This is a genomic window from Actinomyces qiguomingii (assembly GCF_004102025.1).
Lineage (GTDB): Bacteria > Actinomycetota > Actinomycetes > Actinomycetales > Actinomycetaceae > Actinomyces > Actinomyces qiguomingii.
Map to the genome: position 1 here is coordinate 866,750 of NZ_CP025228.1, position 14,410 is coordinate 881,159.

Below are 14,410 nucleotides of genomic sequence, written 5' to 3' on the forward strand. Positions count from 1 at the left end.
CGACCGCGCTGGGCTGTTGATCGCCGATGGTCCAACTGGCAGGTGGCGGATTCTTGCGACCGCGCAGCCAGGAGAATTGACCGAAGACAGCATCGCCTGGCGGACGATGCTAACGGCTACTATCGACGGGTAAAGACACTGTGAATGTGACCCGAATAGTGCGAAATATCGGTTCCGGCTGCATTCTTGGTTTCGTCTCAGCGCTCGCGATGGCTGTCTTGGTTATTGCGGTTCCGGGACTGTCTTCCGCCACGGGTGCGGACTCAACGCAACCGGTAACGATCTATGTTCTAATGGAGGGCCTGCGTCAACTCTTAGTGAGCTGCGTCATGCTCATGTTGTTGCGTGCGGAAGGCGGGCTTCGTAGTTGGATTGAAGGTGCGGGATACGCTTTTGCGCACGGAGTTGGGACTTCGGTGCTGGTACTATTGTTTCAATTAGCGTTGTTTCGCCAAACTGGTATGTCAATGCTCGTCGAGGCAACGGCATTATTAATTGGCTCGCTAGCTGCAGTTGCTGTGGTTAGGCCCAATGCTGATGTCGTCAGGCAGTGATTTTGCTGGGCGACCGGGGACAGCAGGAGTTGACGAAGCTGGTGGTTGGGTGGGGGCGGGGATGAGTGCGTGTGCGGCGCCCGTGGGCGCGCCACCCAAGAATGAGTGGGGCACCGTATGGTCAATTCCGCTTGGAACAAGGCTGTAGGGATGTGGTGGTGTGGGGCGAGAGGACGTATAGTCAAAGGTGTTTGTACTTGGGAATTGGCGGCTCCGCTTCCAGCCAGTTCGAACGCGAAGTGCCGCAGGCCTTCGGCGTGAAAACGGCCTGACAAAGACACAACAACCGAGACTCCAGAAAACGCTCAGCGTTCCACATGACCTGGCTGATCAGACGTCTGCGATCCGGCGCGTAAGCGGTCCGCGGTTTGTTGATTCGTCGGTTGCGGCGCCGGGTCTGGCAGCCGTAGGGCCAGGCAGGCGGACAACGACATTCAGGAAGCTGCTCACGACGGCTTTACGGACGCCGTCACTGAGCCTTTCCCATCAGGAACCCCGGGTCCACCGGGATCTGCGTGATGACAGGGAAGATTCGGTACAACGCGGGGGCACTGCGGCCCCCCCGTGGACGCGACCCTCACTCTCTACCGACAATTACCGGCTCTTCGCGCCGTTCTCCTCCTCCGAGCCGCCAGTTCTGGCGAGAAAGGCTCACTGTACTTCAATCCCTAGCTGCTGCAGCCAGTGGTGTACGCCGTCGGTGTTGATATTCGCGTCCAGTCGGGTGCCCGGCTGCCAGTCGCCCGTGGTGCTCAGCGCGGCCAGTTCGTGGGAGCTGGTGCCGACTGGGGAGGAGTATGAGGTGCAGAACGGGATCACAGTCTTGGTGGTGAAGTCGTTGTTCTTCACGAAGTCGTTCAGAACCCAGCAGGCCTCGCCCCACCAGATGGGGTATCCGATGAGCACGATGTGATAGTCGGTGAAGCTCTCCGGAGTGTTCTGCACCAGGGTGATATGGCGCAGGCTGTGATCGACGTGCTCGCGTGAGACCCGGCTGTGCGGGTCGTTGTAGTCCAGGTCGGGTTCGGAGTAGGGAGCGGCTGGCGTGAGTACGAAGGTGTCGGCGCCCAGCGCCCGGGTGATGGTCTCGGCCACACGACGGGTGTGCCCATGGGCCGAATAGTGGACGACGAGGATCTTCGAATCCGTGAGTTTGTGAGCGGTCATGGCGTGGGCTCCCCATAGAGTGCGGTATGCGGTACGAAGTAACGATACCGGTTCGCCAGCATGCCGTAACTCGGAAGCAGGGCGGTTAAGCGGCTCTTCCGGTTTGAGGCGTTGCGGGTGGATGTGGGCCCAGGTGGCTGCTGGCCTCGTACTTGGACCGGGTCTCTGCGCTTGGACCGGGTCTCTGCGCTTGGACCGCGCTACTGCGCTTGGACCATCTGAGAGTGCGTTTCAGGCAGTCCAACGGCAGTCAGGCAGTCCATCCGCAGCCAGGGGTCCAACGGCAGCCGGGCAGTCCAGTCCCAGCCGATCGGACCCGGGGAGCCCGGCCGACACCCGGACGCCCTAGCCTGCCCGCCACACCAGGACGGTAGGCCAGTACCGAAGAGACAAAGTGTCCAGAATCGGCACAAACACCCCGCCCCGCCCGGCACAGGCCCTCAAAATCGTTGGAACCATGCGGACCTGGTGGGCGGCGCCGGGCGGGGGAACATCGTGTGCCCCGAATCCGGATACTTCCCCCACCCTGCCAGCCCCACCAACCGAACTCGATGGTCATATCTACCGATTTCGATGGTTATAACGACCGAACTCGGCGAACACACCCTCAAACCGGAAGAGCCGGTTAAGCGCGCAAGGGTGCCGTCGTCCCACATGTCGGGGACGACGACACCCGCGTCGCAGAAGCGAGTGAGCTGCCTCGACTCAGCTCTTGGGCTCGGGGGAGACGGTGAAGTCCACGCCGGCCTCTTCGGCTGCGGCCACATCCGCCTCCGCATGGTGCTCGACGGCGAACTCGTTACGCTGCTTGCCGTGGAAGCCCCAGATGGCGAAGGCGTAACCGATAATCGCGAAACTCACCAGGACCATATAGGCCACGCGCGGGCTCAAGTTCATCAGTGAGGGGGTGACGGAGGCCGCCAGGGCGGCGACGATCCGGGCCGCGAACACAATATTGCCCTGGGCGGTGGCACGTACCAGGGTGGGGAAGGACTCCTGTGTCCAGACTTTCATGATGCCCTCGAATGCGAAGGCGCCCCCGAAACCATTGATCAGGGACACGGCGATGTAGCTCCACACGTGGAAGCCGCCGATGATGTAGATGAAGTATGAGCCGGCGTAGCAGGCGGCGCCGAGGTAGAAGTAGGTCATGCGCTTGGGTGTGTCCACGATCCGCATGAACCAGATGCCCCAGATGAAGCCGAGTGGCATCATTGCCAGGCCGATCTGGTTGGAGAAGGCGATGTCCATGCCGATGATGTTGTGGTTGATCCAGGTGGTGAACTGACCGCCGGTGTTGGCGGGGATGTTGACCAGTGCGTAGAAGACGACCAGTGCGATGAAAGGCTTGAAGTAGGGCGGCTTGAGCAGGGTGCCGATGGTGACTCGCTCAGATCGCACGGTGCCGCCGCCTAACTGGCGTTCACGGCGCGCCGCCAGCCAGACCTCGGATTCGGGGATGGGCAGGCGCAGTAGCAGGGTGACCAGCGCCACCACCAGGACCTGGCCGTACATGACCTGGCCGCCCAGGCGGCCCCAGTTGCCTACCACAGATCCGGCGACAACCGCCCCGAGGATGCCTCCGGTCCATAGCATGTTGGACAGGCCGATGATCTTGCCGCGGTTGTCATCCGTGGCGGACTCGGCGATGGTCGCCAGGGAGACCGGCAGATCCGCGCCGGTGCCGAGGCCGACGAGTATGGTGCCGGCAAGCAGGATCGGGAAGCTGGGGGCGAAGACCTGGCAGGTAGCGCCCACAACGATCATGAGCATCGTGGCGGAGAAGACGTGTTTGCGGCCAAAGCGGTCGCCCAGCGGCCCGCCGAACAAGGCGCCGAAGGCGATGCCGAGTGTTAGCGCCGAAGACGCCAGGCCGACCTGACTGTCGGCGATGCCGAGCGCATCCTGGTAGATGACCAGGGCGGTTGAGTTGGAGACGATGGCGCAGGCGTCGATGTAGGACGCCATGCCGGAGACGACTCCTACGAACCACGGGTTAGGCGGCTTGTGTGTGTGGGTTGTTGTGGACACTGGTTCTCCTTTGAACGAGTCGGACCGGCCCGGGCCGCCGTATGGCACGACATGCCCGGGAACGGCTGATGCGGGCGATCAGCCTCCGGCGTGAAACGAATCAACTCGTGAAACAGTAGCAGTTTGAGGGGTGTCGGGCAAGTGTGAGCATGTGAAGTGAATCGATTAAAGCCGCGTTGCCGATGTGTGCGGGAAGGAACTTGGAAGCCTTGCGCCCGGGAACGGTCATGGCGGCCGTATCACTCGTTGCTGCCGGGCGACATGGGGAAAGGGTTGCAATGCCGCGCCTACCCGGGGTTCCGGAGGTATCTGCGCCACGGACCTGGAATGATGGGCCTGCGAAACCGCCTGGTATCCGCGCGGAAGGAGCAGCGACCGGTGTTGTGGAACCGTTCGGCGGCATCGGCGAGAAGAAGATCCCGGCAGCAGAAGGAGCGATGACATGGCACGGCCCTCGGTACGTGACGTCGCCGAACGGGCGGGGGTGTCGGTGGGCACCGTCTCTCACGTCCTGAACCATCCCGAACGCGTCGCCCGATCCACCCGCGATCGTGTGCGCGCCGCCATCGACGATCTCGGTTTTGTGCGTTCCGAGACCGCTCGCCGCCTGCGCCACGGCGGATCATCGCTAGTGGGCGTGCTCGTTCACGACATCTCCAACCCCTTCTTCACCGAGGCCGCCCGCGGCATTGAGGATCGACTGCGTGAAGACGGTCGCGTGCCCATGCTCGGTTCCACCGACTCCGATCCCGAGCGTGAACGCGAACTTATGAGCCTGCTAGCGGGCATGGATGTCCGCGGGGTGATCGTCACCCCGTCCGCCTCCACCCTTGACAACCTGGCCGTCCTGGCTGGGCGGGGGATACGGGTGGTACTCATGGACCACCCGCCGATCTCGGCGGAGTTGCCCACTGTCTCCGGCGACGACGTAGTCGGAGCGCGGGCGGCGGCAACCCACCTGATCGAGCTCGGTCATCGCCGTATCGGGTTCGTCAATGGTCCGCTGACGGTGCGGCAGGCAAGTGATCGGCGCGACGGCGTCGTCGGAGCCCTGAAGGAGGCGGGCCTGGACCCGGCGGAGGTGCTGCTCGAGATCGAGGCGGTGAGCGGAGGACAGGGCTTCACCGCGGATGCCGGAGCGGTCGGGGCCGCCGCGCTCCTTGGCGACGACTCGCCGCCGACGGCGCTCCTATGCGCCAACGACCAGATAGCTATTGGCGCCATGCGCGAGATTCGTCGCCGCGGCCTGAGGATTCCCGAGGACGTCGCCATTGTCGGCTACGACGACATCTCCGTCGCCGCTGAGCTCATCACCCCGCTCACCAGTGTGCGACAGCCCATGCGTGAGATGGGCGCTGCGGCCGCCGACATGCTGCTGTCCGCCGACGGCGCGGTCCGGCACATCACCTTCCCGCCGATGCTGGTGGTGCGCGAGTCCACTATCGGTAGGTAGATCCGGTCTTGGCGTGTGGCGGTTTGTTGGAAAAACCTCATATCCGCGGCTGCGTATGCAGCCGCGGATATGAGGTGACAGGTTCAGTTGGAGAAACGAACTGCGGTGCCGGAAGCGGTCACCATCAGCATGCTGCCCTTCTCGCTGGTCAGCGTCTCATAGTCGAAGTCAATGCCAACCACTCCCTGCGCGCCGAGCTCCTGAGCCCGCTGAACCAGTTCGGACAGTGCGGACTCTCGGGCCTGGATCAACTCCTTCTCATAGGACTGGGACCGGCCACCGACCACATTGCGGAAACCTGCGGCGATGTCCTTGAGCATGTTGACACCCGCGATCGTCTCCCCGTACACGATACCGAGGTATTCGGCTACGGGGCGCCCCTCGACGGTGGGGGTGGTGGTGACGATCAATGACATTTGGTGATACCTCCTGGAGGAACGAATAGTGCGGCGGATCGGAACCGCCTGAACGATCCTCCGGCAGGCGGCAGTGTCCGCGTTCATTCCCGTGGACGATTTCCCCATCGTCAGGCGGTAGTAGATGCCGCTTCGGGACTTCATACCCGCCAACGCCGCAAAGCCAGGTGATGGCAGGGGCGCACCCGCCGGCAATCCCCTGCGTACTACACCGAGGCGCCGGCCAGCGCCCGGGCGTAAGCGGGGCCAATCTGTTGCGGGCTGACCGGCACGCCGTCATAGGACCAACTCAACAGGTGCTCGGGGCTGAAGTCTGGAGCGCATCGCGAACAGGAGCTGGGCCGCGTTGGACGACACATGCGGTCCACGGTGTGACCGGCGGGGCAGGTGCCCACCCAGCGTCCCGGTACGCGGGGCATCTGGCTGCTCACCAGGCGCTCGCCGCTGGCGCCGAGTCGGCGAGCCTCCGCACGCCATACCGAGTCGTGGCCGTGGGCGGCGCCCACCCGGGCATGGGCGATCTCATGCAGGACCGTCTCGCGCACCTGGGACTCGTCGTACAGCGCCATGAGCTGGCGTGACAGGGTGATGCGTTTGCGGGAATGATCCGTCTGGCCGGCGCGCCGCCGTGCTCGATCGAAGCACACCGACCAATCGCCAACGCCGTGCTCCTCCATGAGGAGGCGAGCTAGCGGTAACACATCGGGCAGATTCATGCCTGTGAGCGTAGACGATCTACTCAGCGCGGCGGTTCCCTCACCGGAAGTTGCTTGGCGGGAAGTGCCTCAACGGCGTAGACCTGTGGCAGCATTGCTACGATGCCACGCCCCGCCGACCGGCCGACGCGCCGTTCCCCGCATAACCACACACGCCACACCGCCTCCGATCAGCGGACAGCAACGAGTCGTCGGCGCGCGTCGGCCTCGGCTCGCGGCACCCGGCTGGCCAAGGCTGCACGTGCCGGATCTCGTCGACCCGGTTCCCGCCGGGGTGGCCGCTCAAGAAGGCGGCGTCGTCCCCGTCAGCTCGGCTCGGTCGGCCTATTCATGGTCTCCTTCCTGGTTACCCTGCTGCTCGGCCTGCATGTCATGAACACCCTGGACACAGCCCCGGCGTCACCCACTCCCGCCGTGTACAGCGAACCCGCCGCCATCAATCCCGATATGACCGGCTTCGACGCCGAGCGCATCATCGACGACGAGGTCTTCTACGACTCCACCACCATGACCGCCGCGGAGATCACCTCATTCATTAACACGGTGAACGAGGATTGCCAGACCGGCGCGGACGGGACCCCGTGCCTGGCCGAAGCCGCCTTCGACACCGAGGACCGCGAGGCTACCACCGCCTGCCCCGGCGGATACGCCGCCGCACGGGCTGAGACGGCCGCCCAGATCATCTCCCAGGTGGCCACTTCCTGCGACATCAACCCGCGCGTGCTACTCGTTCTGCTGCACAAGGAACAGGGACTCCTCACCGCCTCGGGCGCATCCCTGACGGCGCGACGCTATGAGGCAGCCACCGGTTACGCCTGTCCCGACGGGCAGGAATGCGACGCCGAGTACGCCGGCTTCTTCCGCCAGGTATACGGCGCCGCCTCCCAGTTCCAGAACTATCGACTCGACCCGGACGGATTCCAGGTGGTGGCCGGTACGACGACTCGGCTGGCCTATTCGCCCAACTCCATGTGCGGGGACGGAGAGCTGACGGTCGCCAACCAGGCGACGGCAGGCCTATACAACTACACGCCCTTCCAGGCCAATGCGGCGGCCGCCTCCGGTGGTGACGAATGCACCAGCTGGGGCAACTGGAACTTCTACGGCTACTACCGCGCGCTCTTCGGCGACCCGACGCCGTCGACCGCAGATTAATGCCGCGGTCCCGGTGGTGAAGCGGAGGGGACCGCAGGAGTCGGCCTGGGAGACTCCACCAGGGGACTCCAAAGGTGTCGGCCCAGCCGCATCCGGGGGCGTGGCTGGGTGGTGTTAGGGATAAGAACATATCGGATCGCGTGCGTTTGCCGCCGCCTGCGCGACGTCTGGCCTTGTACCCGGTGAGGACGTGTGAGGATTACCTTCATGGAGTGGCATCCGGCGCTGACGACTGTGTGGGTCGTCTTGGAGTACGTGATCAAGTTCGTGGCTCTGGGAACCGTTCCCGAGAATCGCCGTCCGTCGTCATCAACCGCCTGGCTGCTGCTGATTTTCCTGCTCCCCGTCATCGGACTGCCGCTATACGTGTTCCTGGGCAGTCCCCGCGTGCACGGCAAGCGCTACCAGCAGCAGCTCGTGGCCAACGCCACCGTCAACGAGTTCACCGCGGACATGCCCGCGGCCCCCGCAGGGGCCCGGCCCTCACCCCACCTCGGCTCGGTGCTGCACATGAACCGCAAACTCACCGGCCTGCCGTGTGTCACCGGTGAGGTTGTGGCCCTGCACGCGCATGCCGCTCAGACCTACGCCGCCATGGCTCGTGTCATAGACACGGCCAAACATCATGTGCATGTCGAGTTCTACATCCAGAGCTGGGATGAGGTAACCGATGTCTTCTACTCCGCGCTCGCCCGTGCCGCCGCCCGGGGGGTGACGGTCCGTCTGCTGGTGGACCACCTCGGATCACGAAAATATCCCGGTTGGAAGGACTTCGGGAGGCGACTGTCCGACGCGGGCATCCGGTGGCGGCTCATGATGCCGCTGCTGCCGCATAAGCGGCGCTTCCGCAGACCCGATCTGCGTAATCACCGCAAGGTTCTGGTGGTAGATGGAGAGCGTGCCTTCATCGGCTCCCACAACATTATCGACCCCACCTACAGGCTGCGCTCCAACCTGCGAGCCGGACGCGTCTGGGCGGACCTTTCCGTGGAAGTCACCGGGGACATCGTGATTGAGGCCGAAACGATTTTTGCGATGGACTGGTTCTTCGAGTCCGGCGAAATCCTCCGGGTGCAAGACGCCCTCCCAGGCGCTCCCGATGTGCATGAGCTGCTGGCCCGCCGTCCCTCGGTCGGCACTCCGGCGCCGCAGCCGGGCCGTCCCGACGCCGTCGTCAACGCCATGCAGCTGGTGCCTTCCGGCCCCGGCTACCCCACCGAGCCGAATCTGCGCATGTTCCTATCCCTAATCGAGAACGCCACTCGGCGCGTGTCAATCACGAGCCCATACTTCGTTCCAGACGAGGCGCTGCTGGCCGCCATGACCACTGCCGCCTACCGTGGCGTAGACGTGGAGCTGTTCGTCGGCAAGGAGTCCGACCACCTGATCGTCAACCACGCGCAGCGCTCCTATTACAGCGCCCTGCTTGCTGCCGGCGTGCGTATCTATCGTTATCCGGCTCCCACCGTACTGCATGCCAAGTACATGACTGTCGACGGTGACGTGGCGGTGATCGGCAGCGCGAATATGGACTTCCGATCCTTCGCCCTGAACTACGAGATGATGCTGCTCGCCTTCGGCGGCGATCTGGATGACCTGCTGCGGGAGAATGATGCCTACTACCGCCGCGTGTCCACCGAACTCACCGCCGAGGAGTGGGCTAAGGAGCCCTGGTGGCGGCGGTACGTGGACAATGTCTGTCGGCTGGTCTCCGCCGTTCTGTGACGGTCGCCCACGCCCCCTCCCGGCACCCCTCCCCGCGCCCCTCTCCGCGAGTTCGGTCGATATGACTGCCGAGTTCGGTCGATATGACTGCCGAGTTCGGTCGGAATGACTGCCGAGTTCGGTCGGAATGACTGCCGAGTTCGGTCGGCGGCTCACGCCCGAGCGCGCAGCCAGGTCAGGACGGCGCGCACGCGCCGGTTGCCCTCCTCGGGCGGCAGGTCCAGCTTGGCGAAAATACTCGCGACGTGCTTGGCCACCGCGCCGTCGGACACCACCAGGCGCTCGGCCACCTGCGAGTTGGACAGTCCCTCGGCCATGAGGGCGAGCACCTCCTGCTCACGCGGGGTCAGGCGCGCCAGCGCCGTGCCTTCCACGTCCCGGCCGCCTCCGTCCGCTCTGTCCGCAAGCCCTGCGCGCCGTCCATCGGCGGCATGCGTGGCCCCCTGCGCGGGCTCGAGGCCACCACGCCCGGCGAAGTTCGAGGACGAGCCCGCACGCATGAGCCGCGCCAGCACCTCCGGGTCGACCACCACCCCGCCCGCGGCCACGACGTCCAGGCTGTGCAGGAAGTCGCTGACCCGGCCGACGCGCTCCTTGAGCAGATAGCCGGCCCCACCCGCACCGGCGTCGGGGCCATCCAGCAGCTCACGCAGATACGGTCCGGCCACGTAGGCGGAAAGGACGACGACGGGCAGCCCCGGATAAGCGGCACGCAGGTCGATGGCGGCGCGCAGACCGTCATCGGTGCCGGTGGGCGGCATGCGCACATCCGTGACGACCACGTCGGGCGGCGCCCCCGCCATGGCCAGCCGCTCGACCTCCTCCCGTAGCGCATCGGCGTCCGCCACCTGCGCCACCACCTCGTATCCCGCCGCCGCGAGCAGCCCGGCCAGGCCCTCGCGCAGGAGGGCGGCGTCGTCGGCCAGCACGATTCTCATGTGACACATCCTGCCGCAACCTCAACGACGTCGGGCCTCGCCGGAAGGACGAGGGGTGCGGGACGGGCACGCGCCCGCACCCGGATGCCGCCGGGCCGCTCACTCGCGGGCCCACGGCGGGGTCAGTGGGGCGGTCAGTGTCAACCTGGTGCCGCCTCCCGGGGGCGAGTCGATCAGCAGGCGCCCGCCGATGGATTCCACGCGCTGCGTCATACCCGCCAGGCCGGTGGCTCCGGGGGAGTGCGGATCGGCGCCGCCCGCCCCGTCGTCGCCGACGATCACGGTCAGCCCGCCGGCGGTCACGGACATCTCCACCCGGGCCCGCGCCGTGGGTCCGGCGTACTTGGCGGCGTTGGTGAGCGCCTCGGCGACCGCGAAGTAGACGGTGGTCGTCACCGGCGAGGTGACGGCACCAAGATCGTCGTCCTCACCGCTGACGGTCACGATGGTGGGCAGGGGCGCCCGCCCGGCGAGGTCCTGCAGCGCCGGGGCCAGGCCGCGCTCGGTCAGAATCGCCGGACGGATGCCGTGCACTGTCTCCCGCAGACTGCGCAGGGAGGCCTCGACCTCCTCCTGCGCGGACCGCACCTGCGCGCGCAGGGCCGCAAGCGACTCGGCCCTACGGGCGGCGGAATCGGGTATGACGCCGGCGTCCGCCTCACGACCGCCGGGTGGGTCGATCTCCGCCAGTCGACCGGCGTGAAGCTCGGCCGTGCCCAGGTGCATGGCCGCCGCCACCAGCCGTTGCTGTGCGCCGTCGTGCAGTTCACGCTCGATACGCGCGCGTTCGGCGTCGAAGGCGTCCACCAGTGTGGCCCGGCCGCTGGCCAGGTGGCCGACCTCAGCGGTCAGAGCGGCCAGGCGGGCCTCCGCGTCGGGGCGGGACAGGGCCGCGGTCATGCGGCAACGCAGGTGCCCCATGGCCAACAACAGGCCCAACAGGACGATGAGACCGGCCAGCGCGATCGGCTCCAGCCACCAGACCTGACCGAAGGAGGTGGCCGTGTACGACCAGCCGACGAGGTCGCGCAGGCTGACTTCCAGCGGCTGCTCGGGCGAGGCGATGAAGGGACCGACGGCCAGAATCCCGACCACAATGCCGCCCACGCCGGCGACGAAGAAATCGATCACACTGAACACCGCGCCGCCCAGAACCAGGGGAACGTCCTGCTTCCAGAAGTCGGCCTGGACCACACGGCCCCACAACCACGCCCACCGCCTCTTTCCGGGCGGCGCGGCGCTCGGGGCATCCGCTCCGGTGAAACGCGCCAAGCCCCGGCTGGCCTCGGCCAACAGCGGGAGAGTCAGATGGAAGGCCAGCAGCAGAGGAATCGCGGCGACCACCAGGGGCAGGAATGCCACGGCGTGAAGGAGTTCAATGAGCACCAGCATGCCGCGGCGCCCCCACCGGTGGGCGCGACCGGCGTCGGCTTGGACAGGCATGTGGCAGACCCTACGAGTCGGCGCCGCGCCGAGCACGGGTGCCAGCGCCCACACGGGGTGGTTCTGGCACCACCGGGCGGCCCGCAGGACGGGTGCCGGCGCCAGTGACCGGACCCGGGCAACTCGGGTTTCCTGATTGCCATGGCAGCCTCTCCATCCCGAACCGACCCGGAACCGACGCAACTCGCACCGGCGGTGCAGACAGCGGCGCGTGGCCCCGCAGCCGCCCCGCTCACCGGCCCGCCCGGCGGACCGGCAATCCGGCACGAGGCGCCGGCAATCGACGTGGCCGCACTCCGGCGCGTATTCACGCTGCCCGGGCGGCGTCGTGCGGCCGTCACCGCCGTCGACGACGTCGCCCTAAACTTGCAGGCGGGGAGTTTCACCGCCCTGGTCGGGGCCTCCGGTTGCGGGAAGTCGACGCTGCTGCAGTGCATCGCGGGACTGGACCGGCCCACCTCCGGGACGGTGCGGCTCCTCGGCACCGAAACCACCGCCCTGCGCCCCCGCGACGCCGCCCGCTTCCGAGCCGATCACGTCGGCTTCATCTTCCAGGACGACAACCTCGTCTCGGCCCTGTCCGCCAGGGACAACGTCGCCCTGCCCGGGCGGCTGCGGCGGCGCCCACTGCCGCGCACCGCCGTCGATGCGGCGCTGGAACGACTGGGGCTGACCGGCCAGGCCCACCACCTGCCCCACGAACTCAGCGGCGGGGAACGGCAGCGGGTCGCCATCGCCCGGGTCCTGGCCTCCCGGCCGGCGCTCGTGTTCGCCGACGAGCCCACCGCGGCACTCGACGTCGCCGCGGGCGCGGAGGTGCTGGACTGGCTGGGCGAGTTGAGCGCCCTGGGAACGACGGTGCTCATGGTCACGCACGACGCCTCAGCCGCGGCGCGCGCCGACGAAGTCCTGGTAATGGCAGCGGGTCGCCTCATGACCGAGATGCCGGGCGGTGACGCCGACGCCATCGCCAGGGCCGTTCTGCACACCCGTGGGGCGGGTGAGGTGCGATGACGCATCTGCTGCTCGCCGACCTGCGGGGCCACGCCTCCTCCTGGACCTGGGCCTGCGTATTCGCGGTGGTGGCCGGGGCGTGCGTATCCGGCCAATTCATGGTCATGCACGGCGCGCTGCACACGGCGTCCGCGGCCACCGGCGTCAACAAGTGGGGTATTCCCATCCGCACCGACATGACCGACACCGCCCACACGGTGACTGCCTTCATCATCGTCTCCGTGGTGCTGGCGATGGCGGCGGTGCTCACTTCGACGGCCGCGCTCGTGATCGCTCAGCAGCAGCGGGACCATGGACTGTGGCGGGCGTTGGGGATGCGTCCGGGGACGCTGCGCGCGATTCTCCTCGGACAGCTGGCCGTCGTCGGCGCCGTCGGCTCCCTCGGCGGCGGTGCGCTCGGCTGGCCGGTCGCCCGCGTGATGGTGTCGCTGCTCATCGACCAGGAGGCGGCACTGCCCGGGACAACGCCGCAGTGGGAGGCGGGGGATCTGATCTGGACCGCAGTGGCAGTCGCAGGGGCCGAGATGGTCGGCGGCTGGGGGCCCGCGCGGCGGGCCGCCCGGGCGACGGAAATGGAACTGCTTGCCGGCCGAGGCGGCGCCGGGAAGGCATGGAGTCTGCGGCGACTGCTCGGGATGCTGACCCGATTCGCTCTGGCCGGCGGGCTGGCAGCCGGGATGGTTGCCGCGGCAGCGGCCCTGCACCGCTCCGGGACGATGACCGAGGACGCCGTCAATGCGGCGATGCTGGGTTCCTTCGCCGCGCTGGGGCTGGTGTGTGTGCTGACGCCCGGCCTGGTTCCTCTCCTTGAGCGGCTGCTCGGGCTGCTGCCGGCCCGCGGCCCCGCCTGGCTGGTGGCCACCAGGACGGCTGCGCTGCAGTCGCGCCGCTCGGCCACCACGGTGCTGCCGTTCCTGGTGGCGATCGGCCTGGTGGCCGTCATGTTCGGTGCCGTGCACGCCGGCATCGGCTCTATGCGCTTGTCCGGCTTCCTGTCCGTCTGCGGGCTGGCGCTGGTGACCGCCTGGAGTGGCGGTGTCGCGGTGATCGCCATGAGCGCCAGCAGTCGACGCCGCGACGCGGCACTGTTGGAGGCCGCCGGTGCCCGGGAGCGCACGGTGCTCGCGGCGCAGGTGTTGGAGGGGACGCTGCACGCCGGCGTCGCCGTAATACTCGGGATGTTCGTCTCGGTGGCTACCAGCGTCTTCATGGCGGCCGTATCCGGGGAGGGAGTGTTGGCAACAGTGGCCCGTGGTCCGTGGGGAGAACTCGGCGTGGTGGGCGGGCTTACGCTGGTCACGACCTGCCTGGCCGTCGTGCTCTCGGCACGGGCGGGAGACCGGGGGAGCGTAGGCGAGGTTCTACGAGCGCGGGAGTAGCGGACATGTTCGATTCGCTTCGGTGTTTGTGTCCGGTCGGGGGCTGAGGGGCAGAGCGCATGGGCATGATCCTGGAGACGCCCTTTTAGGAGAGCATGCGATGTGCAGTGATGCTGACACCGCGAAGGGTTGTAGGCGCCGGGCCATGTCTAGAGCAACGCGGATTCGCGCCACCACGCACGAGACCCGTCCGGGTTCCCGCATCGGTGTCACAAAATGCAGCACTTTGAGCACTGGCCCTGGCCGTGCTGCCCGACGCAACCGCGGAGTCATGCGGTTCACAACGATGCCTGTGAGGCAGGGCGGATGAAAGTGCTGCATTTTGTGACAGCTCCGCACCTTCATCGGTCCGGCCCCATTACCGGTTCTTCCGGTTTGAGGGTGTGATGCCGGGACAGTGCTCCGGTGTGCCATGTGGA

At 66.8% G+C, this 14,410-nt stretch carries 12 protein-coding genes; 6 read left to right on the top strand and 6 right to left on the bottom strand.

Translation table 11 applies throughout. From position 1 onward, the window contains the following. The first annotated feature begins 146 nt into the window (after positions 1 to 146). Entirely contained in the window at positions 147 to 554 is a 408-nt protein-coding gene (locus tag CWT10_RS03540) for a hypothetical protein (protein WP_128683270.1), read from the top strand. Between the two features lie 651 nt (positions 555 to 1,205). On the opposite strand, the gene CWT10_RS03545 is transcribed toward CWT10_RS03540, so the two are convergent. Together CWT10_RS03545 and CWT10_RS03550 are read right to left on the bottom strand one after the other, a co-directional pair. Then, positions 1,206 to 1,721, bottom strand: coding sequence for a flavodoxin (locus CWT10_RS03545; RefSeq protein ID WP_103064133.1), 516 nt, complete (start codon positions 1,719 to 1,721; stop codon positions 1,206 to 1,208). Between the two features lie 705 nt (positions 1,722 to 2,426). After that, a complete protein-coding gene (locus CWT10_RS03550) occupies positions 2,427 to 3,752 on the bottom strand; it encodes an MFS transporter (protein ID WP_233188351.1) in 1,326 nt (441 codons plus the stop codon). A 442-nt stretch (positions 3,753 to 4,194) separates the two neighbouring features. Between CWT10_RS03550 and CWT10_RS03555 the strand changes: the two genes are divergently transcribed. Continuing rightward, positions 4,195 to 5,205 (top strand): LacI family DNA-binding transcriptional regulator, encoded by a 1,011-nt coding sequence (locus CWT10_RS03555; protein ID WP_103064135.1) that lies wholly within the window; start codon positions 4,195 to 4,197, stop codon positions 5,203 to 5,205. Between the two features lie 83 nt (positions 5,206 to 5,288). On the opposite strand, the gene CWT10_RS03560 is transcribed toward CWT10_RS03555, so the two are convergent. After that, entirely contained in the window at positions 5,289 to 5,615 is a 327-nt protein-coding gene (locus CWT10_RS03560; RefSeq protein ID WP_103064190.1) for a YbjQ family protein, read from the bottom strand. A 212-nt stretch (positions 5,616 to 5,827) separates the two neighbouring features. Continuing rightward, positions 5,828 to 6,337, bottom strand: a complete 510-nt coding sequence (locus CWT10_RS03565) for a SprT-like domain-containing protein (protein WP_103064136.1) — start codon at positions 6,335 to 6,337, stop codon at positions 5,828 to 5,830. A gap of 330 nt (positions 6,338 to 6,667) precedes the next feature. Between CWT10_RS03565 and CWT10_RS03570 the strand changes: the two genes are divergently transcribed. Both CWT10_RS03570 and cls read left to right on the top strand, forming a co-directional pair. Continuing rightward, entirely contained in the window at positions 6,668 to 7,492 is an 825-nt protein-coding gene (locus tag CWT10_RS03570) for a hemagglutinin (protein ID WP_233188353.1), read from the top strand. Positions 7,493 to 7,699: 207 nt separating this feature from the next. After that, positions 7,700 to 9,217 (top strand): cardiolipin synthase, encoded by a 1,518-nt coding sequence (cls, locus tag CWT10_RS03575; RefSeq protein ID WP_103064137.1) that lies wholly within the window; start codon positions 7,700 to 7,702, stop codon positions 9,215 to 9,217. 152 nt (positions 9,218 to 9,369) lie between these two features. Here the strand turns inward: cls and CWT10_RS03580 are convergent, their stop codons facing one another. Further along, positions 9,370 to 10,155, bottom strand: a complete 786-nt coding sequence (locus tag CWT10_RS03580; protein ID WP_103064138.1) for a response regulator transcription factor — start codon at positions 10,153 to 10,155, stop codon at positions 9,370 to 9,372. Between the two features lie 99 nt (positions 10,156 to 10,254). Further along, positions 10,255 to 11,598, bottom strand: coding sequence for a sensor histidine kinase (locus tag CWT10_RS03585; RefSeq protein WP_233188354.1), 1,344 nt, complete (start codon positions 11,596 to 11,598; stop codon positions 10,255 to 10,257). Between the two features lie 141 nt (positions 11,599 to 11,739). On the opposite strand from CWT10_RS03585, the gene CWT10_RS03590 reads away from it, so the two are divergent. Beyond that, entirely contained in the window at positions 11,740 to 12,612 is an 873-nt protein-coding gene (locus CWT10_RS03590) for an ABC transporter ATP-binding protein (protein ID WP_174721930.1), read from the top strand. Then, a complete protein-coding gene (locus CWT10_RS03595) occupies positions 12,609 to 13,991 on the top strand; it encodes an ABC transporter permease (protein WP_103064139.1) in 1,383 nt (460 codons plus the stop codon). The genes CWT10_RS03590 and CWT10_RS03595 overlap by 4 nt, the downstream gene beginning before the upstream one ends. Positions 13,992 to 14,410 lie beyond the last annotated feature (419 nt).